This is a genomic window from Brevundimonas sp. UBA7534 (genome assembly GCF_002479325.1).
Lineage (GTDB): Bacteria > Pseudomonadota > Alphaproteobacteria > Caulobacterales > Caulobacteraceae > Brevundimonas.
The window spans coordinates 1-25,075 of record NZ_DLMO01000158.1 but is presented as its reverse complement, the minus strand read 5'-3'; the positions used below and the strand labels follow the sequence as shown (position 1 = coordinate 25,075).

Below are 25,075 nucleotides of genomic sequence, written 5' to 3'. Positions count from 1 at the left end.
TGATCTGGCTCAAGCACCACCGGCGTATTGCGGTTCGCCGTCTGCGAGCGCGCGCAACATCTCACGATGGACGATCCTGACTTCCGACCGTGACAACAGCTGGATGACATCCTGATTTTTCAACCTGGTCAGAACCCGGCTCACGGTCTCGATCGTCAGACCCAGATAGTCTGCGATCTCGCCGCGCGTCATCACCAACCTGACATGATCGGCCCGGGTCGGACGCAACGGGTCGTGGCCGGGGAGATCGAGCAGGAACCAGGCGACGCGTTCGATCGCCGTTTTGCGCCCGAGCAAGAGCATCTGGTTCTGAGCGGCGGCCAGCTCATGCGAGGTCCGGTTCAACAGGGCGTGCTCGAGGGACGGACAGTCCTGGATCAACGCCCTGAAAGCGGTTTTCCGGAACCGGCATACCGACGCCGCCTCCATCGCCTCGGCGGAAAAGACATAGGCGTCACCGACAGCCAGACCGAGGAAATCACCCGCAAAGAGGAAGCCGATGATCTGACGGCGACCATCGGGCAGGAGTTTGTAGACTTTGATGGAACCCGAGGAGATGTTGAAGATATGCGGGGCGCGGTCGCCTTCACGGATCAGAACAGCACCCGCCGCGAGCATGACGGGCTCAGCAATGGCTGCGAGCCGATCCATGGCGATATCGGCCGTGCTGCCGCAAACGTTGAAGGCTCCCGCCCCACAGCTATCACAATAACTTAACGGTCGCCGATCCGCACACCCGGCTGGAAGGGTGCTGAGCGCCAGCCTTGGCGTTGTCCTGACTCTCATGACGTCGGACGCGGTTCCGCTTTCAAATGTTGTTGACGTGAATCAAAGCGTGGTGACCCCGGACGTTCCAGTGTCAACCTATGACCGCCGTTGTCGTCAGTCGATTAGTCCGGGACGCGATTGACGAATCCTTCGTCCTGGCGCGCTTGGGATACCCCGACCTGACCTTGCCCGCCTGGCGACACGCCGCGCGGCGACAGCTTGACCGGAGCGCTGCGACCGGGGGCATCCTGATCGCCCGGGACGCCGCGGGGCGCCTGAATGGTCTGGTGCTCTATTCGCATTCCGCCTGCATCGCGGCCGGGCCGTGCGTGCGGATCGAGCGGCTGATAAGCTTCGACGTCTCTTCCCCCCGGTCTGTCGCCAACAAGCTCGTCTCGGAGGTCATGCGCCTGGGTCATCTGGCGGGCTGCGACAGCCTGAGCCTGGTTCGCCCCTGCCGTCCGCCCGCCGACACGACGACCCTGGTTCTGGCGTCCGAGACGTCGGTTGCATGCCAGATGTTCTGAGGGGACGGTCTCCGCCCAGTCGCCCCCCCTCAAACCCGGCCGACATCCGGGAGGCGTGAGGAGAAAAGCGGCCACTTCAGCTTCGAAACCTCTCCTCCCTGGACCGCTATTTGGCGATCCTCGTGAAAAGGATCAGGCGGGGCGGTATGGAGCATCGGACAGCAGCTGCCGGCCGGCTAAGGTCTCGAATGGTTCTGCACATCCTGAAGGTAGGCGATCAGATCCGCGATCTGGTCGCCCTCCAGGGTGACTTCCGGCATCCTGGGATGTCCGTTGGTCATGCCCTCGGCGAAGGCTTCCTGAAGATCCGTCACGGGATAACGGGTTCCGAGGTGACGGAGCGGGGGCGCGGCCGCCACCGGGCTTTCGCCGGTCGGCCCGACCGAATGGCACCCCGCGCACCGGCTCTGTACGAGCGCTTGGCCCCGCGCCGCCGAGGCGAGGTCCACAGCCTGTTTCGGATAGTATTTCGCCGCTTCAGCCGTGCCAGCGGCTTCGCGATATTCGGGACCCGCCGTGCATCCCATCAGCATCAACACGGCGGCAATCGCGATCAACCTCAAGACGTTCTCCATACCGCACAATGACCAGCCTGATCCTCGACAAGGGGCCCGGCATTGATCTCGATCAATGTCATCGTGGCGAACCGGGTGGACCTTCGACGCCTGTCGGGAGCGGAAACTCCGTGAAAAATGTCGTCCTCACTGGCACGCAAACCCCGCCTTCCGTCCAGGACTCACCTGACCCCGAAGACCTGGTGAGGGCCTTGGTGGAGCGGGGCTTCTACGTCTTCCGTCGGCTCAATGCTCAGCATGCCGGCAAGGGCGGAAAGATCGTCGCCTCCACAGCGCAGGACGTTGCATGGGGCGGACGAGCCGAACCGATTCCATCATTCGACCTGGGCACAGCATCGGGGGCCGGCCCGGCGCCATCCTCCAACCCGATCGACGGACCCTCTCCTCCCCATCCGAGGATCAATGGGGGTAGATCGCCGTCACCTCTCCCGCTCCGTCCCGTACTGTCAGATCGAACTGGATGCGGTCACCGACGGCGGCCTCCCGCAATACAGCCGGCGAAGCCTTGAACGTCATGGTCATCGCGGGCCACCCGATTGACCGGATGGCTTCGTGGTTGATGGTGATCGTCGCCGCCGCCGGGTCCACGGCTGTAATGACGCCCGCGCCGTCTGCGGTCGTGGCGTCGGCGGCCGGGGACGTCGAGGCGCCATCCGCGCCAACCGTCGGTGATCCGGGCTGGGCCATCGGGATCGCCGGGCTTTCCGGTTCCGCCTGCTGACCGCAGGCGGCCAGAACAGCGGCAATACCGGTCAGCAGGATTATACGGCGCTTCATTGTGTGTCTCCTCGAAGGACGGGGGTCGAACGGAACCTGCGGCGTCTCAGCAGCAGATAGCCCGCGGGGATAACGAGCATCGACAGCAAAGGCGCCGTGATCATGCCGCCGATAACGGGCGCGGCGATTCGGCTCATGATCTCCGAGCCGGCGCCGTGGCCGATCAGGATCGGGAACAGGCCCGCAAGGATCACGGCCACGGTCATCGCCTTGGGCCGAACGCGCAGCAGGGCGCCCTCCCGGACCGCCGCCTCGACCTGGAGGGCGTCTGGGTCTGGGCCCCGGTCCCTGAGCGCGTGCTTGAGGTAGATCAGCATCACCACGCCGAACTCGGCCGACAGGCCGGCCAGGGCGATGAACCCCACCCCGGTCGCGACCGACTGGTTGAAGCCGAGCGCATAGAGCATCCATACGCCCCCGGTCAGGGCGAAGGGCAGCGTGGCCATGATCAGGGCGGCTTCGTCGAACCGGCCGAAAGTCAGGTAGAGCAGCAGGAAGATGATCGCGAGCGTCGCCGGCACGACAATCTTCAGGCGGTTGGCGGCGCGCTCGAGATATTCGAACTGGCCGGAGTAGGCGATGCTCACCCCGGGACCGAGATCGACCTCCGCAGCGACCGCCCGCCGCAGGTCCCCCACCACCGACGCCAGATCCCGGCCTCGCACGTCGATATAGACCCAGGTTGAAGGCCGTCCGTTCTCGGACTTGAGCATCGGCGGCCCGTCGGCGATACGGATGTCGGCCACCGCGCCCAGGGTGATCTGCTGGCCCGCCGGGGTCAGGACCGGAAGATTCCGCAGCTGTTCGGGATTGTCGCGCAGTTCGCGGGGATAGCGGACGCTGATCGGATAGCGCGCCACCCCCTCAATGGTTTGACCGATGGTCTCGCCGCCGATGGCGCCGCCGACGATCGACTGGACATCGGCGATGGTGAGCCCGTAGCGGCCGGCGGCGGCGCGATCGATGTCGACATCCACATACCGGCCGCCGGTCAGGCGCTCCGCGATCGCCGAGCTCACCCCCGGCACATCCCCCGCGACCTCGGCGACGCGGCCGGCGATGCGGTCGATCACGGCCAGATCGGCCCCGGAGACCTTGACGCCGATGGGGCTCTTGATGCCGGTCGCCAGCATGTCGATGCGGTTGCGGATTGGCGGCACCCAGACGTTGGCCAGGCCCGGAACCTGAACCGCGCGGTCGAGCTCCTCGACCAGCTTCTCCGGCGTCATGCCGGGGCGCCACTGGTCGCGCGGCTTGAACTGGATCGTGGTTTCGAACATCTCCAGCGGCGCTGGGTCGGTGGCGGATTCCGCCCTGCCCGCCTTGCCGAACACGCTGGCGACCTCGGGAATGGTGCGGATCATACGGTCTGTCCTCTGCAGCAGCGCTGACGCCGCCGCCGCCGACAGACCCGGCTGGGCGGACGGCATATAGAGCAGATCGCCCTCGTCCATGGCGGGCATGAACTCGCCACCGATCTGGCTGAGCGGCCAGGCCGTGGTGGCGAACGCGATGACAGCGATCGCCAGGGTCGTCCGCGGTCGCCGCAGCACCCAGTCGAGCGGGCCGCGATAGACGTGCGTCAGCCATCGGTTGACGGGATTGGACTGCTCCGCGGGGATGCGCCCCCTGATGAGATAGCCCATCAGGACCGGCACCAGGGTCACCGAAAGAATGGCCGCCGCCGCCATGGCGTAGCTCTTGGTGAAGGCCAGCGGCGCGAACAGCCGACCCTCCTGGGCCTGCAGGCTGAACACCGGAATGAACGACAGGGTGATGATCACCAGGCTCAGAAACAGGGCCGGACCGACTTCCGCCGCTGCGTCGGTGATCACCTTCCAGCGGATCTCTCCCGCGAGTGGTTCGTCGGGGTGCTCATGCTCCCATCGCTCGATATGCTTGTGGGCGTTCTCGATCATGACTACGGCCGCATCGACCATGGCGCCCACGGCGATGGCGATGCCGCCCAGCGACATGATGTTGGCGTTCACCCCCTGCAGGTTCATGACCAGAAAGGCGGCGAGCACGCCGAGCGGCAAGGTCAGGATGGCCACCAGGGCGGACCGGGCGTGCCACAGGAACAGACCGCAGACGAGGGCGACGACGATGAACTCCTCGATCAGCTTTGTGCTGAGATTGGCGATGGCGCGGTCGATGAGCTGCGAGCGGTCATAGGTCGTCACCACCTCGACCCCGGGAGGCAATCCGGCCTTCAGGGTCTCGAGCCGGTCGGCGACGGCGGCGATGGTGGCCCGGGCGTCGCCGCCCGAGCGCAGGATGACCACTCCCCCGGCCACCTCGCCCTCGCCGTTCAGCTCGGCGATCCCGCGCCGCATCTCGGGACCGACCTGAACCGTGGCGACGTCGCCGAGGGTGACGGGCACGCCGCCCGCCGCCGTGCGGACGGGGACGGCACGGAAGTCATCGAGACTGGTCAGATAGCCGTTGGCTCTGACCATATATTCGGCTTCGGCCAGCTCCAGCACCGACCCGCCGGTCTCCGAGTTGGCGCGCCCGATCGCCTCGACCACGGCCTGGTGGGTGACGCCATAGGCGGCCAGCCGGACGGGGTCGAGCACCACCTGATACTGCCGGACCATGCCGCCGATGCTGGCCACCTCGGCCACGCCTGGAACGGTTTTCAGCTCATATCGGAGGAACCAGTCCTGCAGGCTTCTCAGCTGGGCCAGGTCGTGGCGGCCGGAGCGGTCGACGAGGGCGTATTCATAGACCCAGCCGACGCCGGTGGCGTCCGGACCCAGGGCGGGACGAGCGCTCTCAGGGAGGCGGGCCTGCACCTGGTTCAGGTATTCGAGAACCCGCGACCGCGCCCAGTAGAGGTCGGTCCCCTCGTCGAACAGGACGTAGACGAAACTGTCGCCGAAGAAGGAGTAGCCGCGCACCGTGCGCGCGCCAGGCACCGACAGCATGGTGGTGGCCAACGGATAGGTGACCTGGTTCTCGACGATCTGCGGCGCCTGCCCGGGATAGCTGGTGCGAATGATGACCTGGACGTCGGACAGATCCGGCAGGGCGTCGACCGGGGTCGTCCGCACCGCCCAGAGGCCCGCCGCCGCCAGGGCGACGGCGGCCATGAGCACAAGAAAGCGAGCGCGAACGGAGGCGCGAATGAGGGCGGCGATCATTGCGCGGCTCCACCGTGGCCGGCGTGCCCGTTCACCGCGGCCGGCGCAGGGGGCGTGGCGGGTGAAGCCGGAGGCACAGCCGGGCGCTCGCCCGAAATCGCCCGGGCCGCCATCCCGGACAGGCTGGCTTCGGAATCGATCAGGAACTGACCGGAGGCCACGAGGCGTTCGCCCTCCGCCAGCCCGGCCACGACCTCGGTCATCCCGCCGGATTCCCGTCCGGTCCGGACCTCGGCCGGCTGGTAGCGCCCCTCGGGCAGGGCCAGCATGACGAGGGTTCTTTCGCCCGTTCGGATCACGGCCTCGGACGGAACCACCAGCACCTCTCCGCCGCCGCCGCCGAAGGTGATCTGCCCGTACATGCCGGGCCGCAGGAGTCCCGCGCGATTGGCCATCTCGATGCGCGCCGTGAGCGTGCGGCTGTCCCCGGAAACCTCGGGCAGCAACGCCGTCAGACGTCCGCTGAACCGCTCGCCGGGGAAGGCCGAGAGCGCGACCTCGACGGATTGGCCAAGGCGCAGCCGGCCCGCCTGGAGCTCGGGTATGGCGGCATTCAGCCAGACCGTCGACAGTCCGCTGATCTCGGCCAGGGTCATGCCCGGGGTGACGCTCATCCCGGCCCGAACGCCCAGGGTGCGGATGGCGCCGGCGGACGGACTGACGATGGTCACCGTGGTCCTCGGCCGTCCGGTCCGTTCGACCTGGACGATCAACGCCTCGGACATCCCGAGCAACAGGAGCCGCCGCCGGGCCGCCTCGATCAGGGCCGCGTCACCCGTCCGGCGGACGGCCAGATACTCGCCCTGGGCCCCCGCCCACTCCGGGATGAGCAGGTCGACCAGGGGGGCGCCGGCGGCGATCACGTCCCCGGGCGCGCGGCTGTAGACTCGCTGGACGAAACCGGCGGCGCGGGCCTGGACGATGGCCACGTCGCGCTGGTTGTAGTCGATGACAGCGGAGGCGTTGAGATCGCCCTCCAGCGACGCCCGGCGCGCCGTCGCCAGACGCATGCCGAGATTCTGGGTCAGGGAGGGATCGATGCGCACGCCGGGCGCGCCGTCCGCCTCGTCGGCGTATTTCGGGATCAGCTCCATGTTCATCGAGGAGCGGCCCGGACCCGGGTAGCGTTCATTGGGCAGCATCGGATCGTACCAGTAGAGAATCTCGCGCTCCGCGGATGCGGTCTGGCCGGCGGCGGCCCCATTCGCACGCTCCAGCATGGGGCGGCCGATCAGGCCGGCCGCGAGGCCCACGCCGAGGACCAGGACAGCGCCCGCGACGAGCGCGACGCGAGGGTTGGAACCGGTCATTGGTCGTCGCTCCTGTAGGCGAGGGTGATGCGGACGGTGTCGCGAGCAACGGCGGCTTCGCGGTCGAGGGCTTCCAGACGCGCGTCGGCCAGGGCGGTGAAGGCGTTCAGGACATCCGCCAGGCCCGCCCGCCCGGCGGCGTAGCTGGCGGTTTCCAGATCGGCCTGCTGGCGGGCGGCCGGGACGATGACATCGCGCGACCGGACCCACTGGTCGCGGCGGGCGGCGAGATCGGCGAGGTCGGCGTCCAGGGAGGCGCGCAGTTCGCGCGCCGCGGCCTCGCGCTCCAGCCGGACGCCCAGGGCGTCGGCCGAGCGGGCGGCGATCAGCGGCTCCTGGCGCTGATTGGCGAAGAGCGGCAAACGGACGCTGGCGCCCACCGACAGCATGTCTCCGAACATCGGATCGCGGCGACCGTAGCTGACCTCGAAGGCCCAATCGGGCCGTCGCCCCGATCGGGCGAGGGCGACCTCGGCATCGGCGCGGCTTCCAGCCGCCCGCCAGGCCTGCAGGGTCGGAAGGCGCTCAAGACCCGCCCTCAGACCGGTCGGGTCGATCTCGAGGTCGGGAGCCGGCCCGCTCGCCGCCGGGTCCGCGTCGCCCGTCCAGCGCGTCAGTTCGGCGCGCGCCCTCGCCACATCGGCCATGAGCCGGCTGTGCCTGTCCTGCAGGGCGGCCTGCAGCACGACGGGGGTCAGGGCGCCGGCCGGCCGGTCCGTTCCGGCGGCCACGCCCGCGGGGGCGGCCTCCCAGAGCGGCTCCAGCGCCGACAGCACCTCCTCGAGCGTCGCGAGCCGGCGCCCGGCGTAGTGCAGATCGAGCCAGGCCATGCCGGCGGCCACCCGCGCCTCGCGGCGCGCGATCGCGTCGGCGGCGGCGGCCACGTCGATGTCGGCCTCCGCCATGGCGCGTTCCGCCCGTCGCCGGGCGCGGCTGGGGACCTCCTGCATGAGGCCGATGCGGGCCATGGTCATTTCGTCGTCGCCGAACCGCCCGGCCATGGGGCCCGAGACCGGCAGGTTGTCGATTCCGAACCGGAGCTGTGGATCCGGGAGCCGACCCGCGGCCGCCGAGGCCGCCGAGGCCGCCTCCACGCCGAGGGCGCTGGCCCGCAGCTGCGGAGCGGTGGTTGCGGCGAGCGCCAGGGCCTCGTCGAAAGTCATCGGCTCCGCCGCAGCGGGCATGCCAATGGCGGCGAACAAGCCGATGGCGGCCGCGGCGGCCGCCACCGTTCCCCTGGGGGCGATCCTGGCCAACCGGAGTGATTTTCCGCGATCGGGATCGGCCGCGGCGCTCGACATGTGACGGCCTGGAGCCGTCCGATAGCCGGAGTTCATGGGAATGTCCTCGAGCCCCGCGTCGATCACCTTGGTGCGACGCGGGATGCTAGTCGTTCGATCACCGCCCACGCGAGCGCGGGCCATGGTCAGCGAAGTCGGGCTATGCCGGAGTCTTGGGAGGGTCGCCCAGGGGCGTCGGCCGCTGCCCTGCACGGGTGTCGTCGGCGCTCAATGCGACCTGCTGGCGATGCGGCGCCGACGGCCGGGCCGTGACGCCCGCGTCGGACGGAAGAGGAACCGCGACTGCCGCGCAGGCAGCGAGGCCCAGGCAGTGGGGCCCAGAGTCATCGCAGGGCGCCGGACCTTCGGCGCCTGCCTGCATCATCATTTCGGCGCAATCCGGCATGCCGGCCATGGCGTCTGCGGTCACGCCCGGCCGCTGGGGCGCGGCGAACGCCGACGCCTGGCCGATGGAGCCGGCCAGGGCGAGGGCGAACAAAAGCGTGCGAACGATACGCCACATGCCATCGACGTTCCGCTTCGCTCTCCGGCGTGTCAAGACGGCGAGCGCTCCGCTCAAACCCCGGCTTGACATTCCGAACGAGAGGGGTCTGCGGCCGTGCCGCAAGCTCGCGGGGCGAGCCTCCGGGCGCCGATGAAGTGGGAACGAACCAGGTTCCACTGTCCGCGTCTCATTCGGCTCTCCCTTGCGAGATGTTCATCCCGGACCCTCGGTGGTCACGGCGCCGGAATCGGACCGGCGGCGGCGGGCCGGCCCCGCTGCGTCAGGTTCCCGCAGCGCCGACGCCAGCAGCGGCGCCAGGGAGATGGCGTTGCTCGGATGCGGCACGCTGTCGGTGGACACCACCTGATCGGATATCCGGGCCAGTTCCTCGAAGGCGTTATCGGCGAACACAGCATGCACGACCACGCAGACCGGCGGCTTCAGGCCCTGCGCCTGCAGCCGTCGAGCAGCCTCGATCAGGGTCCGACCCGAGGAGGCGATGTCGTCGATCAGCACAGGCTGTCTGCCGGTCCAGGCGCCGAGATCGGGCAGAACGATCTCGACCTCGCGATCGCCCCGGCGGATCTTGCGCAACACGATGTGCGGGGCTCCCACCCTGGCGGCGACGGCCGCGACCCATTGTTCGCTCTCCTCATCCGGGCCTATGATCAGGGCATCCGGAACCTCGGCCGCGATCCAGTCCGCCAGCACGGGCGCCGCATGCAGCGTCGCGGTCGGAATGGCGTACAGCGCCGCCAGATCCGGATAGCGGTGCAGATGGGGATCCACCGTGATCAACCGGTCGAACGCCCCGGACAGCAGACGCGCGAACGGGCGCGAGGTGACCGCCTCTCCGGGCTTGAACCGCCGGTCCTGGCGCATATAGGCGAGGTAGGGCGCGACCAGGCTCACCTGCGCGGCGCCGAGATCCCGCGCGGCGTCGGCCGCGAACAGCAGGCTCAGAAAGCCGGGGTCCGGGCGGGCCAGGCTGCAGACCAGATCGACCGTCCGACCCGCCATATCCGAGAGGTGACGGACGTAGCTCTCCCCGTCCGGAAAGCGCCGGGTTTCGAGACGGCCCAATTCGAACCCGCCGGCCGTGGCGAGCCGTTCGGCGAAGGCCTCATTTCCAGGCAGCGGCACGATCAGTCGCACGAGAACCTCCGATGGACCGGCGGACGGCCGGCAGGCTCTCCGACAGACGCAGGCGCGCGTGAAATCTTACGGCGGCGCCGGACTGATCGCGAAAGCGGGTGTCGGCGGGCGCGGAAGGATGCGGCTCCGGCGGTCGGAACCGCATGTCCGACGACGCTCAGGTCGGCCCCCCCGGCGATGGTGAGGCCGGCGTGACCGCCGTCACCACGTTCCGGGCCGCGCCCGCGGCATAGGCTTCGATGTTGCCAAGGGTGGTCTCGGTGATCCTGTCGACCGCCTCCTGGGTATTGTAGGCGATGTGGGGCGTGACCAGGACATTGGGCAGCCGAACCAGGGCGTGATCCGCCAGCAAGGCGCGCAGCCGGGCGGGGTCGACCTGGGCGTCCTGCCGGAAGATCTCCGCCTCATCGCCAAACGCCTGCTCCTCGGCGATGACGTCGAGGCCGGCGCCCGCGAGCCGGCCCGACGAGAGCGCGCGAAGAAGGGCGGCGGGATCGACGGCTCCGCTGCGCGCCGTGTTGATGAGCAGGGCGCCGGTCTTCATGAGTGCAAACTCCGGATCCGACAGGCGCAGGCCGGAGCCGCCCGGGGCGTGCAGCGAAATCACGTCCGAGGCGGCGAGAAGCACCGGCAATGAAACAGCGTGGAAGTCGGGATCCTTTCGCGCTGCGGCGTCCGGGGACGGGTCGGAAGCGAGCGTCCGCATGCCGAAGCCGCGCGCGATCTGGAGTACGCGGCGACCGATCCGGCCGGCGCCGATCACGCCGAGGGTCTTTCCCGTAAGCTCCACCCCGCGGAGGTCCCGCGCCCGGACATCGCCGCGGCGCACCCGCTCCGTCGCCTCCGGAATATGTCGGCACAAGGCCAGCAGCAGGGCGAAGGCGTGCTCGGCGACGGTATGATCGCCGTAGTCCGGCACATTGCAAACGGTGATCGCGGCCTCTCGGCAATAGGCGAGATCGACATGGTCGTATCCGGTCGATCGGGTGGCGATCAGCCGCAGCCGGGGCATGCGGGCCAGAACGGCGGCGCCGAGGTTCGAATGGACGAAGGGACTGATCACCTCCGCATCGGCGAAGCGGGCGACGTTGTCCGGGCGGAGTGGTTCCGGAGTGCAGGCCAGGGCATGGGGCCCGGCGAGGCGGGCGCAGGCGGCCGCCTCCCACTGCTCGGTTTCGAAAATCACGATCTTCATTTCGGGCCCTCCCTGTCCTACCAGCGGCGCCTGAAGACCAGCCAGGCGCTCAGAAACATAGCGCTGCTGATGGCCCCCAAGGCCAGCGCCTGCCGCCACAGTTCGGCCAGTCCCGCCCCCTTCAGGAACAGCCCCGATACAATCTCGACATAGTGGCGTTGGGGACTGGCCAGCGAGGCGGTTTGGAGCCACGGCGGCATGCTCTCGATGGGGGCGATGCTCCCGGACAGGAAGAGAAGCGGAAACAGGCCGAAGAAGCCCACGAGCATCGCCTGCTGCAGCGTCTGGGTGATGGCGCCCACAAAGGTGCCGAGCGAGACGGCGCTCAGCAGGTAGACGACCGTGAGAATAAGCAGGATGAACACGTCGCCCCGCATCGGCACGCCCATCAGCGTCATGATGACCAGGGCGGGAAACACCGCGCCGGTGCAGATCACCAGGGTCGGCGTGATCTTGGCGATGAACAATTCGTGGGCGCGGATCGGAGTAACCCGAAGTTGCTCGATGGTGCCTTCCTGCTTTTCCCGAACGATCGCGGCCGCCGGCAGGACCACGCCGAGCATCAGACCGGCCTGGGCCAGCATCGACAGGGCCATGAACCGGGTGTTGGTCAGGTCCGGATTGTACCAGACCCGCACTTCCGGCCGGACGGCGGCCCGCCGATCCCCGGCCGGACGCCGGCTCTCCACGAAGCGGGCGCTCTGTTCGATCACATAGGCGCGCGCGCGCGCCGCGACATTGCCGTTGGATCCGTCGACCACGACTCCGAACGACGCCGGGCGTCCGGCGGCCAGCCGGGCGCCCATGCGCGGCGGTATTTCTACGACCACGTCGAGCGCGCCGCGCCGCAGCCGGTCTTCCGCCTCGCGCAGGCTGGTGAACTGATCGGCGAGCACGAAATTGTCGCCCGTGGTCAATTCCTCGATCAGGGCGCGGCTGACGGCGGAGCGGTCGTGATCGACCACGGCCAGCTTGAGATGCTGGACGTCGAAACCCAGGGCCATGGTGCACATGACCAGTTCGGCCGTGTAGAGAAAGATCACCACGAACAGCATCACCGGGTCGCGCAGAAACTGGGCGAATTCCTTGGTGATCAATCCCGCGAGACGGCCGGACAGCATCAGGCGATCCTCTTGCGGAACCGCCAGGCGGCGAGCGCGAACACCGTCGCGGTATAGGCCGCCAACACGAGGACGTTGGGCCAGAGGTCCCCGAGCCCCGCGCCCCGCAGCACGACCCCGCGTGAGAACTCGAGAAAATACCGCGTGGGCAGGGCTGAGGCGTAGGCCTGAAACGCCGGCGGCATGGTGAAAAGCGGATAGACGAAGCCGGAAAACAGGAAGGCCGGCATCAGGGTCACGATCAGGGCCGTCAACATGGCGGCCAGCTGGGTGCGCACGAGGGTGGAGACGAGCAGTCCGATGGAAACCGTGCAAAGAACGTAGAGAAGCCCCACGGCGAGGAGCAGCCCCACGCTTCCCCGTACGGGCACCTCGAACCAGACTACCTCGCCAAAGACGACGAGGAGAAGTTCCGCATAGGCGATCACGGCGTAGGGCAGCAGTTTGCCGGCGATGAACTCGCTCCCGGTCAGGGGCGAGGCGTAGATCTGGGCGATGGTGCCCAGCTCCTTTTCGCGCGCCACGGCCAGCGCCGTGAGCAACGGCGGAAAGGCCATGAGGATCACCGCGAACAGGCCCGGTACGATGAAGTTGCGGCTGCGCAGTTGCGGATTGTACCAGACGCGCACCTCGGGCCTGAGAGGAAGGCGCACCTCCTCCGGATAGGCGTGGAGGATGGCCCGGCCATAGGCCGACAGGATCGCCGCCGTGCTGGCGTAGGTGCCGTCGACCACGAACTGCACGGGCGCGTCCTCGCCGCGTCCAAGGCGGCCGGAGAAGCCCGGCGGGATGAACAGGGCCGCCCGGGCCGTCCCGCGCATCAGGGCGTGTTCGGCCGACCGTTCGTCCTCCGGCGCCGCCTGGAGGATGAAATATCCCGAGTTGAGAAACCGGGCCTGCAGCTCCCGGCTGGCGGCGGTCCGGTCATGGTCCACCACGATCAGCGGCGCCCGGTCGACATCCAGCGATATGCCGTAGACGAACAGGAACAGCATCATCAGGGGCATGAGCAGCGCCACCCCCATGGTGAAGCGGTCGCGCGAGATCTCCAGCACCTCCTTGCGGGCGAAGGCCAGAACGCGCCGCGCCTTCACGCCGCCCTCCCCTGCCCGGTGCGTTCGCGCTCGATGAAGCCGAGAAAGACCGCCTCGACATCGGGCGTCACGAGTCCAAGCTCGTCGGTCAGCCTCGTCAGCGGGCCCAGGGCGATGAGCCGGCCGTCCATCATCAGCCCCAGACGATCGCAGAACGCGGCCTCCTCCATGTAGTGGGTGGTGACGACGATCCCCACGCCGTCGGCGGCCAGGGCCGCGATCAGGCGCCAGAACCGGAATCTGGACAGGGGGTCGACCCCGGAGGTCGGCTCGTCGAGGAAGAGCACCCTGGGCCGGTGGACGATGGCGCAGGCCAGCGCCAGCCGCTGGCGCGTGGCCCCGGACAGGTCCCGCACCGCGCCCTCCCCCGCGTCCTCGAGACTGGCGCGCGCACTGGCCCAGGCGATTCGGCCGTGCAGTTCGGATCGGGGCACGCCATAGGCGCGCGCAAAGAATGTCAGGTTCTCGCGCGCGCTCAGGTCGGGGTAGAGGGAAAACCGCTGGGACATGTAGCCGATGCGCGCGCGCACCGCCTCGCTCTGGCGCGCCACGTCGAACCCCGCTACCTCGGCGGTCCCCTCCCCGGGCGAGAGCAGCCCGCACAGGATGCGGATCAGGGTGGTCTTGCCGGCGCCGTTGGGGCCGAGCAGACCGAGAATCTCGCCCTCGGCGACCGCGATCGTCACCTTGTCGACGGCCTTGAACGCCCCAAACCGGACGCTGACGCCGCGCGAGACGATCACGTCATTCCGGACGGGAGGCGGCGGCGCGGCCCGGCCGGAGGCCGCGCCGGGCCGCGCGGGCGGGGGCGCCGAGGCGAAGGTGAACACGTCCTCCATGGTGGGGACGGCGGCCTCCACCACGGCCCCCTCGATCGGCGCCAGCCTCGACCCGTCCCGGACCTGCGCCCGCACCTCACGGCCCGCGCGGCGCTGGAAGCTGATCACGCCGGCGTCCTTCTCGAGGGCCGCCTCGATGCGGTCCAGGGCCGGACCGGCGAGCCTGTAGACCTGCCCGGCCACGTCCCGCCGCAACTCCTGCGGCGCTCCCAGGGCGAGGGGCTTTCCGTCCCGCAGAAGCAGGACGCGGTCGCAGGCGTCGGCCTCGTCCATGTAGGAGGTCGCGAACACGATCGTCCGGCCCTCGGTTCGCGCCCGGTCGAGGATTCGCCACAGCTCCCGTCTCGACAGCGGGTCGACGCCCAGGCTGGGTTCGTCGAGGATGAGCAGCGGGGGCTGGTGCATGAGGTTGGCGCACAGGGCCAGCTTTTTGCGCATGCCGCCCGACAGTTGTCCCTCGCGGCGGTGCTGGAAGCGGTCGAGCCCGGCCATGCGGAGCAGCTCGGGGCCGCGCACGGCCCGGTCCGGTCCGGTGACGTCGCGGATGTCCGCCGCGAACGCCAGATTCTCCGCGACGGTGAGGCGATCGTACAGGGAAAAGCCCTGCGACATGTAGCCGACCCGCGCCTGCACCGCGGCGGGATCGCGCCGGACGTCGCGCCCAAGAACCTGGCATGTCCCCGCGCTCGGGCGCAGGATGGCGGCCAGCATCTGCAGCAGGGTGGATTTGCCCGCTCCGTCGGGGCCGACCACGCCGAACACCTGCCCGGCGTGGACGTCGAGATCGATGTTCTCCAGCACGCTACGGGCGCCGTATCGGCGCCCCAGTCCGCGGGCCTCGACGACAGCCTCGGCCATCCCCCTACTCCGGAACGGCGAGACGGTCGGGCCAGCCGGCGGAGGCGTCCCACAGAATCCATGCATCGGCCGGCATGCCGGGCTTGAGCAGCCCGTCCGGATTTTCAGCCTCCAGAGTGACCCCGTAGACGGTCCGGCCCCGTTCGTCCTGCATGTGAATATCGCGCGGGGTGAACTGGGCCTGGGCGTCGACCCGGGCCACGCGCGCCGCGAAATCCCGGCCGGGAAAGGCGTCAACCCGCAGCCTGGCGGGAGCCCCCAGACGGACCTTGCCCAGGTCCGGCTCCCGAGCGAAGACACGCAGCCTCACCCGAGACAGATTGGCCAGCACCACCACGGGCTGGCCGGCGACGATCACTTCGCCGGGCTCGGCGAGACGCTCCAGCACCGCCCCCGATATCGGCGAGGCGATATGGGTCCTGACCAGCTGCGATCGGCCCAGGGCCAGGGTCTGGGACGCCGCCTCGGCCTGGGCGACGGCCTCGCCGCGACGCGCCTCAAGCAGGCTGATCTGATCCACGGCGGCCTGATGGGCGTTGCGGACAACGTCGAGGCGTTGGGCCGTGACATAGCCCTCACGCGCGAGCGCCTCGTAGCGCGACAGATCCGCCCGGGCCGAAGCGGCGTGATGGCGGGCCAGATCGATCTGGCTGCTCACCTGGGCCACGGTCTGCCCGGCGGCGGCGCGCTGGGCGGCGGCGCGATTCATGAGCAGACGGGCGTCGGACGGGTCGATGGAGGCCAGCGGGGCTCCGGCCCGAACCGGGGCGCCTTCCAGGGCGTGGTTCTGCAGTAGACGGCCGGACAGCTCAAACGAGACACGCACCTCGTCGACCTCGATCCGCCCGCTGCCGTAGATGACCTGGGCCGGCGCCGGAGCGGTCTGCAGCCGCCAGAAGGCGACGGCGGAGCCGGCGGCGACCAGAATGAGTCCGACGGCCACCAGCACCGTCAACCGTCGCCCCTGAATCCTCACATCCTGCCTCCGGACGCGCTCGCCTGTTCGATGCGCTGATCCTGAAGACGCCGGGTGGAAGGATTGCTTACGCCCTCGGAAGCCGCCCGCGACGGCGGCTGTGCGCAAGGGGCCAGCCGCGCTTCGAGCCGGGAGAGGAGATCCGGCGCCGAAGTCCCCCCAAGCTTCGTCGGACATGATCGCGCCAGCCGGGGGCCCCGCGGCGTGCGTCTCGATCCGGCCGCGCAGACAGGGCGCCAGTCCGCCCGGCCCCTTGGCGAAGACGCCGAATTAGCAGGTCGAGGCCCGCTGTTGGGAGCGACGATGAACGGCTTGCCACGACTGGATCCTTGATCGGACAATGACCTGATGGCCCAGGGTCTGACGCCGGCGACCGGCGGGTCTTACGACCGTCGGCCTTCCGCGTCGGTAATGATCGGTCGGGTGAGGCGTCAGACGGCGGACGGTGTTCAGAACGGAAGGGGCCTCGCATGACCTCCAATTCCCCCGGGATCGGCCGGGTCTTCACGCGGCGAGTTCTGGCTCATCTCCGCCTGGCCGGTGCTTCATCGCGCCCAACGCGAGGGCAGGCTGACGACGACCGGTCCGTGCAAATCCATCCGCCACCCGCAGTAGGCCGGCTTCGTGTTGATCATGATCGGCGTACTGCTTCAGTGGCCGAGGCTGCTCACCTTGGCGATGTTTCCGGCGCTCGTTGTCCTGTACTGGCGCCTGGCCGTGGAGGAGGAGCGCGAAACCGCCCCCCGCTTCGGCCCGGCCTGGGCCGGATACCGGCGGGCGACGCCGGCGTTCCTCTCCCGACTCGGTCCCGTGTCCCGGCCCGCCCGGCCTGAAGTTTGATTTTCACCGGAGTTCTTCTTGATGCGCACCACCACCATCGACGTTTCCGGATTCCGCACCCCGCTGGATCCGCTCGTGATCGAGAAACACCTGCGGGGTCTGAAGGGCGTGCTGGACGCCGCCGCCAACTTCGGCTCGGCCACCGCCACGGTGCGCTACGACGAGGCCCGTCTCAGCCAGGCCGAACTGGAACAGGCCGTGCGGGACTGCGGCTTCCATTGCCGGGGCGAGGTCGTGCCCCGACACGTCTGCGTCCCGAACGAGGATGCCGTGGACGCCCGCGCCTCGCACCCCCACCCGCCGGCGGCCCCGGCGGCCGCCCACGGGGATCACGCGGCGAGGCGCGGGCACGGGGCCGCGGCCGGCCCCGACGACATGGCCGAGATGGGCCACGGCCCCGGCATGGACATGCAGGCCATGGCCCGGGACATGCGCAACCGCTTCCTGATCGCGCTGGGCTTCACCGTTCCAATCTTCTTCCTCGCCCCGATGGGCATGGACTTCATGCGCGTGGCGCCGCCGTTCGGCCTGCCGCTGAAGCCGCTGCTGTTCGTTCTGGCCAGCGCCGCCATCCTCTACCCCGGCTGGCCCTTCTACATCGCCGCGGTCCGGGCGCTGCGACGCGGCGTGCTCAACATGGCGGTGCTGGTCCTGCTCAGCGTCGGCACCGGCTATCTGTTCAGCGTCGGCGCGACTTTCCTCTATGACGCGCCGGACTTCTACGAGGCCTCGGCCCTGCTGCTGGTCTTCATCCTCATGGGCCACTGGCTCGAGATGCGGGCGCGGGCCGGCGCCTCGGACGCCATTCGCCGACTGATGGACCTGGCGCCGCCCACCGCCCGCGTGCTGCGCGACGGCGTCGAGGTCGAGGTCCCGACCTCCGCCGTTCTGGTGGGCGACCGGGTGGTGGTCCGCCCGGGCGGCCGCATCCCGGTTGACGGCGTCATCGAGGACGGCGGATCGGAGGTCGACGAATCCATGCTCACCGGCGAATCCCTGCCGGTGATGAAGGGGGTCGGCGATGCCGTGACCGGCGGCGCCATCAACAAGACCGGGGCCTTCCGCTACAGCGCCACCCGGGTGGGCGCCGACACCGCCCTGGCCCAGATCGTCAAGCTGGTGCAGGAGGCGCAGAACTCCAAGGCCCCCGCCCAGCTGCTCGCCGACCGCGCCTCCCAGTGGCTGGTGCTGGCCGCCATCGTCATCGGCCTGCTCACCTTCGGAATCTGGTTCTGGGTCCTGGGCCAGACCCTGCTGTTCGCCCTGACCCTGACGATCACCGTCTTCGTCATCGCCTGCCCCGACGCGCTCGGCCTGGCCACCCCCATGGCGATCATGGTGGGCACGGGGCTGGGCGCGCGGCACGGCGTCCTGATCAAGAACGCCGCCGCCCTCGAGGACGCCGTCAAGCTGGATGTGATCGTCTTCGACAAGACCGGCACCCTGACCCTCGGCGCGCCCAAGGTCGTCCAGATCACCCCGGCCGCCGGGGTGGACGAGACCGACCTGCTGACCACGGCCGCGGCCCTCGAGCGAGGGTCCGAGCATCACATCGCCAAGGCCGTGCTGGAGCGGACCCGGGACCTCCCCGAAATCGCGGCGGCGGGCTTCGAATCCTTCGGCGGCAAGGGGCTGCGGGCGACGGTGGACGGTCGCACCGTGCTTTCCGGCAACCGCATGCTGATGGCCGACAACGGCGTCGAGCTCGGCGAGCTGGCCACGGAATCCGAACGGCTGCAGGGCGCCGGGCGCACCGTCGTCCACATCGCCCGCGACGGCCGCGTCATCGGCCTGATCGCGGTGGCCGACGCCGTGCGGCCGACCGCCGGGGCCACCATCCGCCGGCTGCAGGGCCTGGGCGTCAAGGTCGCCATGATCACGGGCGACAACCTCGGCACGGCGCGGCGCATCGCGGGCGAACTGGGCATCGACATCGTGCTGGCCGAGGTCCTGCCCGGGGAGAAGGCGCTCAAGATCAAGGAGCTCCAGGGCGAGGGGCACAGGGTCGGCATGGTCGGCGACGGCGTCAACGACGCCCCCGCCCTGACCCAGGCCGATGTCGGTTTCGCCATCGGGGCCGGGACCGACGTGGCCATCGAGAGCGCCGACGTGGTGCTGATGCGCAGCGACCCCGCCGACGTGGTCAAGGCCATCGAACTGTCGCGCGCCACCCTGCGCAAGATGCATCAGAACCTGTGGTGGGCCGTCGGCTACAACGTCATCGCCTTCCCGCTGGCCGCGGGCGTGCTCTACCCCTTCACCCTGAGCCCCGAGATCGCCGCCCTGTCTATGTCCGGCAGTTCGGTGCTGGTGGCGATCAACGCCCTGATGTTGAAGCGCCTGCGACTGGGCGCCGGTATGACCTCCCCGTCGTCCGCCAGAGCCGCAGCGGCGCCGATCTAGCGTCGCCATCGGCCGTAACGTTCGGGCGGACGCCCGGCGATTTCGCGGGGCCCCGGCAACCGGGCGCGCACGCCGCGTTCCTGGGACGGTCGCTGGGGATGGCGCCGGGCTCGCCTGGCGCGCCCTGGCGCCGGGGTTCGTCGTCATCGCGGGACGCCCGGCCTCGTCGATGATCGCCTATGGCCCGGCCGTAGCGGTGGGCGGCCTGCGCCCCGGCAAGGCCAGGATGTCCGGCTCGGCAGACGGACGGCGGCGGTGAGCCTCGGCCAAGCCCCCGGCCCGGTGACGCGCAACCCCGGCCGATTCCGTTCGCCGTCGTGGTCTCTGTCGCCGGAGCGATCGTCGCCCCGCTGCGGCCATGGGCGTTCCATCCGCAGTCCGCTTGAACCCTCGACGTGACGGGACGCATGTAATCACCCGGGGGACTCGAACGTCTTAGCGAATGACCCGGCGCCACCCGCCAACGTGCATCCGTGAAAGGCACGACCATGATGCAAGACGTGAGGGAGGCGCTTGGCTCGATCCTGCCCGGCCAGACGGCCTTCGGTCTCCTCGCCGCGCTGCTGCGGCGGACGGTCCGCTATGGATCGCTGGTGGTGATCGATCCATGGGACGAGCGGCATGCCTTCGGCACGGGCGAGGCGCCCTTCGCCACAGTCCGCATCGCCGACCCGCGCGAGGCGGCCAGGCTCCTGGCCAACCCGCGTCTGCGGGTGGGCGAAGCCTATATGGAGGGTGGGCTCACGCTCGAGGCGGGCACGCTGCGCGATTTCCTGCTGATCGGCGTGGCCGCTTCCGGGGCGATGACCAAGGAAGCTCGGGCTCTGCGCGAGTTCGCCGCGCCGTTCAGGCCGCGGCGGCACAATCCGATCCCCCGCGCACGGGCGAACGTTGCGCACCATTATGACCTCTCCGAAGAGCTCTATCGGCTGTTCCTCGATGAAGACCTGCAATACTCCTGCGCCTATTTCCAGGACGGCGACGAAACGCTGGAGCAGGCGCAGGCCAAGAAGAAGCGCCACATTGCGGCCAAGCTGCGGTTGCGCCCGGGCGTACGCGTGCTCGATATCGGTTCGGGCTGGGGCGGCCTGGCCCTGGAGCTCGCCCGCCGTTATGGAGTCGAGGTCGACGGCGTGACGCTGTCGCAGGAACAGCTGGCCGTGGCCCGGGCGCGCGCGGCCGAGGCCGGTCTGGAGGATCGCGTTCGGTTCCACCTGAGGGACTATCGGCAGGAGGCGGACTCCTACGACCGCATCGTCTCTGTTGGCATGTTCGAGCATGTCGGGACCCCGCACTACCTTGAATTCTTCGACGCGCTGAGCCGGCTGCTGGCGCCCGATGGCGTCGCCGTGATCCATGCCATCGGCCGCAAGGGGCCGCCAGGCGAGGCCGATCCGTGGATCGACAAGCACGTCTTCCCCGGCGGCTACTGCCCGTCCCTGTCGGAAGTGTTCGCCGCGGTGGAGAGGTCAGGGCTCTGGGTCACCGACGTGGAGATCCTGCGCCTGCACTACGCCGAGACCCTGCGGCACTGGGCCGAGCGGTTCCAGGGCGAGCGCGGGCGTGCCGCCGCGCTCTATGACGAGCGCTTCTGCCGGATGTGGGAATACTACCTCGCCGTCTGTGAAGCCGCCTTCCGGGTCGGCGGCCTGATGGTGTTCCAGATCCAGCTCGCCCGCGATATCCGCGCCGTTCCGTTGACCCGGGACTACGTGGTCGATGCGGAGCGCCGCGGCGTCCCCTGAGGGCCCCGGGCGCGCCCGACCTTCTCGCCGCAACCGATCCGGTCCGGGGACCTTCCCTTCACGACCAGGCACCAGCAAGGACAGCGATCCATGGCTCAATCAGACACCATCCGCGTCGCGGTGAACGGCTACGGCGTGATCGGCAAGCGGGTGGCGGCGGCCATCGACGCACAGGGAGACATGACCCTGGTCGGCGTGGCCGACGTCAGCGCCGACCTGCGCCTGCGCGTGGCCTCCCGGAAGGGCGTCTCACTGTATGGCGCCGCCGATGACGCCCCCCGGGCGATGGAGCGCGCCGGCCTTCCGGTTGCGGGCGGCCTGGACGACCTGATCGCGGCCGCCGACATCGTGGTCGACTGCACGCCCAAGGGCATCGGGGCCGCCAACGCCGAGCTCTACCGGCGCAAGGGCAAACCGTTCATCGTCCAGGGCGGCGAAAGGCACGCGGTGACCGGTCACTCCTTCGTCGCCGAGTCGAGCTATGCCGGCGCGCTCGGACGGTCATCGACGCGGGTCGTCTCCTGCAACACCACCTCGATCGTCCGCACCCTTGGCGCGCTCAAACAGGCGGGATTGCTGCGCCGGGCCCGGGGTACGCTGCTGCGAAGGGCGACGGACCCTTGGGAAAGCGACCGGGGCGGGATCATGAACACCCTGGCGCCGGAGCCCGGGATTCCGAGTCATCAGGGCCCCGATGCGCAGAGCGTCGACCCCGGACTGGATGTCGTGACCATGGCGGTCAAGGTTCCGGAGACGATCGCTCATCTGCACTATTGGGCGGTGCAAATGACCCGTCCGGCCGAAAAGGCCGAAGTGGTCGCGGCTCTCCTCGCGTCCTCGCGCATCGCCCCCGTGCGCATGGCCGATGGCATGACCGCGCTGAACAGCGTCAAGGAACTGATGGCCGATCTCGGCCGTCCGCATGACAGTCTCTACGAGGTGGCGCTCTGGGTGGACATGCTCCGCGTCCAGGGCGACGAACTCTTCTACGCCTATATGGTCGACAACCAGGCCATCGTCGTACCCGAGACCATAGACGCCATCCGGGCGCTTGCGGGCCGGATCACGGAGGCGGCGGACTCGATCGCCATGACCGACGCCAGCTTGGGCGTCGGCGCCGTCGCGGGGTTGGGCTTTCCGGATTAGGTCGCGTCCGGCCATTCCCGAACGCAGGCCGCAAATCACCGTCCGTCTTCGTCGAGCGGCGGTGGCGCCACGGGCCGCCCGATGCCGTCCAGGGAAGGCGCAGGTGGCGCATCCCGCCTGGAGCCGGACCGGATGCGGGCCGGCGGAATCGCCGCGAGGCGGAATACAATACGCATCACGATTGAGTATCCCTCAACAAAACAGGCGCTGAGGGGAATCTTTTCAAGCACTTGATTCAACGCAAATCTTGGCGTTACTTGTCCGTGAATGCTCCCTGACTTCATGCAGGAGAAGGTCCATGAGCTTGCAGAGCCCCATCGCGGCGCGTGACCAGGGAATACGAGCCGTCGCCCCCCGACTGGCCGCCCGCGCGACACCGGCGGCCGAGATTCGACGCCTTGTCGAGCGCCGCTTGCGCGACGATCGCCCGGCGCACCTTCGTTACCTCCTCAAACGGCTGCGGTCGCACGAAGACGCCGAAGATGTCCTGCAGGAGTTCGCCCTCAAGGCCACGCTGGCGGCCGGCCGGCTCACCGATCCCGGCAAGGTGGACGCCTGGCTCGGGGTCGCGCTTCGCAACGCCCTGTTCGACCGCTATCGCCGCAACGCGGCCAGGGCGCGGTTGACAGAGGCGCTGAGCGCCGAGGCGGCCTGCGACGGGGGGAACCCCGCGGATGACGAGCTTGCCCAGTCGCTCCGTTGCCTCGCGCTGGTTCTTGCGGATCTGGCGCCCGAAACCGCCAGCCTGCTCCGGAGAGCGGAACTGGAAAGGACTCCGCTGGCGACGATCGCCGGCGAGATGCATCTGACCGCCAACAATGTCGGCGTGAGGGTCCACCGGGCCGGGCCGTGCTGCGGGAGGGAATGCGGGCCCGCTGCGGGCTCTGTCCCGATCCCTGCGCCCTGGCGGTCGCCGCCTCCGTCCGCGCGACCCTCGTTGATCCCCTGCGGCCTCAGCCTTCGACCTCGATCAGGTCGGTGTGCGACGCCGCATAGACCATGGCGTAATCGAGTTCGCCCCGGCTCTCCGCGTGGACCGTGGCCAGGGCGTCGCCCGCCGCCACCTCCATCCCGAGGCGGACGTGCATCTCCAGACCGGCCGCCTTGCGTTCGGGTGCGCCGGCCAGTTTCGCCAGGGTCGCGATCTGGCGGTTGTTAACCAGGATCACCCGACCCGACCGGGTCGCCCGGATCACGGCGCGCTGGCCCGCCGTGGGCGGGACGCGCATCCCGCCCTGGGCTTCGCAGATCCGCTGGAATTTCGTCCAGGCGCGCCCATCGGCGATCACGCCCTCGGCGGCGGTCACTCCCTCCCCCGCGGCGGCCCGCCCGGCCAGTTCGAGTGCGGCGCCCGCCAGCAGGCAGGCGCGCGCTCGCAGATCCGCGGGCGCCCCGGGACGGTTCTGCAGCACGGCGAGGATGTCGCGGGCCTCCAGGGCCGGCCCGATGCCGACGCCCACGGGCTGTGAGCCGTCCGTCTGCAGGCACAGCGCCCGAATTCCAAAGCCGCTCGCCACGGCCGTCAGCCGCGCGGCCAGCGCTCCGGCCGCCTCCGCAGAGCGCACCTTGGCGGTCGCACCGACCGGGAGGTCCAGCACCACATGGGTCGAGCCGGCCGCGATCTTCTTGGACAGAACCGAGGCGATGAGCTGGCCTTCGGTGTCGACGTCGAGAACCCGTTCGATGCGGATGAAGATGTCGTCCACCGGGCTCAACCGGACCGCGCCGCCCCAGACGACGCAACCGCCTTCGGCCTCGACCACCCGCCGCATCGCGCCCACGTCGAGATCGACCGGCGCCAGGGTCTCCATCGTGTCGGCCGTTCCGGCCGGCGAGGTGATGGCGCGCGAGGAGGTCTTGGGGGCGACCAGGCCGCAGGCGGCGAGGATCGCCACCACGATCGGCGTCGTCCGGTTGCCGGGCAAACCGCCGATGCAGTGCTTGTCCATGACCACGTCGGCGGCCCAGCTCAGGCGGTCTCCCACGTCCACCATGGCGCGGGTCAGGGCGACCGTCTCGGCCTCGTCCAGCGGAAGGGCGGAGGTGGCGGTCAGAAAGGCCGCCAGATGAATGGAGGTGTAGCGCCCCGCGGCCACATCGCGGATGACCCCCTGGATCGCCGTTTCGTCCAGCCGCGCGCCATAGATCCGGCGGCGGACGCTGGACATGGACTCGATGGCCGGCGCGTGTCGCACGGCGACGGGGTCGCCCGGCGCCACCCCCAGCAGGCGCCACGCCTCTTCGGAGAGCGCGACTTCGTCGTGGCCGAGGAGGTCCCCTTCCATCTGGTACAGGGTGGCGTAGACCTCGCGGCCCCCGGCCGACAGCACCACCTGGGCGCGCGACGACAGGCCCTCGGAGCGGCAAACCGGGCAGTCTCGCCGCATCAGCACGATCGACTCGTGCTGGGCGTGAAGACCGAAGCGGCGCGCCTTCAGGGAAGGAACCGCGGCGTGGGACGGGTTGGACAGGCGGGTCACAGCGCGTGACGCTCCATCATCTGGGGAATGACGCAGTCCCATCCGAACCGGTCCTGGATGCGGACGCGCAGGGCGTCGGACGCATGCGGTTCGCCATGAACGATGAAGACCTTGCGCGGGGGCCGCTTGAGGCCGGACAGCCAGCGCAGGATTTCCTCGGCGTCCGCGTGAGCCGAAAGCATGGGCAGATTGGCGACCTCGGCCTGGATGGGGACCCACCCGCCGTGGATCTTCACCTCCCTGGCGCCCTCGACCATCGAACGCCCGCGGGTTCCGGCCGCCTGGAAGCCCGAAAACAGGATGGTGTTGCGCCGATCCGGGCCGAAGGCCTTGAT

The 25,075-nt window shown here is 69.5% G+C and carries 19 protein-coding genes and 1 pseudogene; 6 read left to right on the top strand and 14 right to left on the bottom strand.

The annotated features are described in order from the left end of the window. Window positions 1–9: 9 nt before the first annotated feature. Window positions 10–651 (bottom strand): Crp/Fnr family transcriptional regulator, encoded by a 642-nt coding sequence (locus B2U11_RS13095; RefSeq protein ID WP_292072323.1) that lies wholly within the window; start codon window positions 649–651, stop codon window positions 10–12. A 215-nt stretch (window positions 652–866) separates the two neighbouring features. Here B2U11_RS13095 and B2U11_RS13090 point away from each other — a divergent pair, with 215 nt between their 5' ends. Then, window positions 867–1,295 carry a hypothetical protein gene (locus tag B2U11_RS13090; RefSeq protein ID WP_292072321.1) on the top strand — a complete coding sequence of 143 codons (429 nt, stop codon included), beginning with the start codon at window positions 867–869 and terminating at the stop codon, window positions 1,293–1,295. Between the two features lie 176 nt (window positions 1,296–1,471). On the opposite strand, the gene B2U11_RS13085 is transcribed toward B2U11_RS13090, so the two are convergent. From B2U11_RS13085 to B2U11_RS13035, 11 genes are all read right to left on the bottom strand, one after another. Next, a complete protein-coding gene (locus B2U11_RS13085; RefSeq protein WP_292072318.1) occupies window positions 1,472–1,858 on the bottom strand; it encodes a c-type cytochrome in 387 nt (128 codons plus the stop codon). A gap of 411 nt (window positions 1,859–2,269) precedes the next feature. Beyond that, window positions 2,270–2,647 carry a copper-binding protein gene (locus tag B2U11_RS13080; RefSeq protein ID WP_292072316.1) on the bottom strand — a complete coding sequence of 126 codons (378 nt, stop codon included), beginning with the start codon at window positions 2,645–2,647 and terminating at the stop codon, window positions 2,270–2,272. Beyond that, entirely contained in the window at window positions 2,644–5,793 is a 3,150-nt protein-coding gene (locus B2U11_RS13075) for an efflux RND transporter permease subunit (protein WP_292072314.1), read from the bottom strand. The genes B2U11_RS13080 and B2U11_RS13075 overlap by 4 nt, the downstream gene beginning before the upstream one ends. Beyond that, a complete protein-coding gene (locus B2U11_RS13070) occupies window positions 5,790–7,103 on the bottom strand; it encodes an efflux RND transporter periplasmic adaptor subunit (RefSeq protein ID WP_292072312.1) in 1,314 nt (437 codons plus the stop codon). The genes B2U11_RS13075 and B2U11_RS13070 overlap by 4 nt, the downstream gene beginning before the upstream one ends. After that, window positions 7,100–8,266 carry a TolC family protein gene (locus B2U11_RS13065; protein WP_292072310.1) on the bottom strand — a complete coding sequence of 389 codons (1,167 nt, stop codon included), beginning with the start codon at window positions 8,264–8,266 and terminating at the stop codon, window positions 7,100–7,102. The genes B2U11_RS13070 and B2U11_RS13065 overlap by 4 nt, the downstream gene beginning before the upstream one ends. 835 nt (window positions 8,267–9,101) lie before the next feature. Further along, a complete protein-coding gene (locus B2U11_RS13060; RefSeq protein ID WP_292072308.1) occupies window positions 9,102–10,043 on the bottom strand; it encodes a ribose-phosphate pyrophosphokinase in 942 nt (313 codons plus the stop codon). A 157-nt stretch (window positions 10,044–10,200) separates the two neighbouring features. Beyond that, a complete protein-coding gene (locus B2U11_RS13055; RefSeq protein ID WP_292072306.1) occupies window positions 10,201–11,238 on the bottom strand; it encodes an NAD(P)-dependent oxidoreductase in 1,038 nt (345 codons plus the stop codon). Window positions 11,239–11,255: 17 nt separating this feature from the next. Further along, window positions 11,256–12,359 carry an ABC transporter permease gene (locus B2U11_RS13050; protein ID WP_292072304.1) on the bottom strand — a complete coding sequence of 368 codons (1,104 nt, stop codon included), beginning with the start codon at window positions 12,357–12,359 and terminating at the stop codon, window positions 11,256–11,258. Then, on the bottom strand, window positions 12,359–13,453 hold the full coding sequence (locus B2U11_RS13045; RefSeq protein WP_292072302.1) for an ABC transporter permease: 1,095 nt from the start codon (window positions 13,451–13,453) through the stop codon (window positions 12,359–12,361). The genes B2U11_RS13050 and B2U11_RS13045 overlap by 1 nt, the downstream gene beginning before the upstream one ends. Beyond that, a complete protein-coding gene (locus tag B2U11_RS13040) occupies window positions 13,450–15,150 on the bottom strand; it encodes an ATP-binding cassette domain-containing protein (RefSeq protein WP_292072300.1) in 1,701 nt (566 codons plus the stop codon). The genes B2U11_RS13045 and B2U11_RS13040 overlap by 4 nt, the downstream gene beginning before the upstream one ends. A 4-nt stretch (window positions 15,151–15,154) precedes the next feature. Next, window positions 15,155–16,126 carry an HlyD family secretion protein gene (locus tag B2U11_RS13035; RefSeq protein ID WP_292072298.1) on the bottom strand — a complete coding sequence of 324 codons (972 nt, stop codon included), beginning with the start codon at window positions 16,124–16,126 and terminating at the stop codon, window positions 15,155–15,157. A 624-nt stretch (window positions 16,127–16,750) separates the two neighbouring features. On the opposite strand from B2U11_RS13035, the gene B2U11_RS13030 reads away from it, so the two are divergent. From B2U11_RS13030 to B2U11_RS15760, 5 genes and pseudogenes are all read left to right on the top strand, one after another. Then, window positions 16,751–16,966 (top strand): methyltransferase family protein, encoded by a 216-nt coding sequence (locus B2U11_RS13030; protein ID WP_246331801.1) that lies wholly within the window; start codon window positions 16,751–16,753, stop codon window positions 16,964–16,966. 21 nt (window positions 16,967–16,987) lie between these two features. Further along, the gene (locus B2U11_RS13025) at window positions 16,988–19,369 is read left to right on the top strand and encodes a heavy metal translocating P-type ATPase (RefSeq protein ID WP_183197624.1); all 2,382 of its coding nucleotides are present in this window, start codon (window positions 16,988–16,990) and stop codon (window positions 19,367–19,369) included. Window positions 19,370–19,857: 488 nt separating this feature from the next. Further along, window positions 19,858–21,114 carry a cyclopropane-fatty-acyl-phospholipid synthase family protein gene (locus tag B2U11_RS13020; RefSeq protein WP_349680731.1) on the top strand — a complete coding sequence of 419 codons (1,257 nt, stop codon included), beginning with the start codon at window positions 19,858–19,860 and terminating at the stop codon, window positions 21,112–21,114. A gap of 90 nt (window positions 21,115–21,204) precedes the next feature. Then, complete coding sequence (locus B2U11_RS13015) at window positions 21,205–22,260, top strand: type II glyceraldehyde-3-phosphate dehydrogenase (protein ID WP_292072294.1); 1,056 nt, start codon at window positions 21,205–21,207, stop codon at window positions 22,258–22,260. Window positions 22,261–22,558: 298 nt separating this feature from the next. Then, a pseudogene (locus tag B2U11_RS15760) lies at window positions 22,559–23,044 on the top strand (RNA polymerase sigma factor); the annotation flags it as partial. A 169-nt stretch (window positions 23,045–23,213) separates the two neighbouring features. On the opposite strand, the gene B2U11_RS13005 reads toward B2U11_RS15760, so the two are convergent. Together B2U11_RS13005 and B2U11_RS13000 are read right to left on the bottom strand one after the other, a co-directional pair. Next, on the bottom strand, window positions 23,214–24,740 hold the full coding sequence (locus B2U11_RS13005; RefSeq protein WP_292072290.1) for a thymidine phosphorylase family protein: 1,527 nt from the start codon (window positions 24,738–24,740) through the stop codon (window positions 23,214–23,216). Further along, window positions 24,737–25,075, bottom strand: a 339-nt coding sequence (locus B2U11_RS13000; protein WP_292072288.1) for an MBL fold metallo-hydrolase RNA specificity domain-containing protein, incomplete at its 5' end; no start/stop codon positions are given. The genes B2U11_RS13000 and B2U11_RS13005, both read right to left, overlap by 4 nt.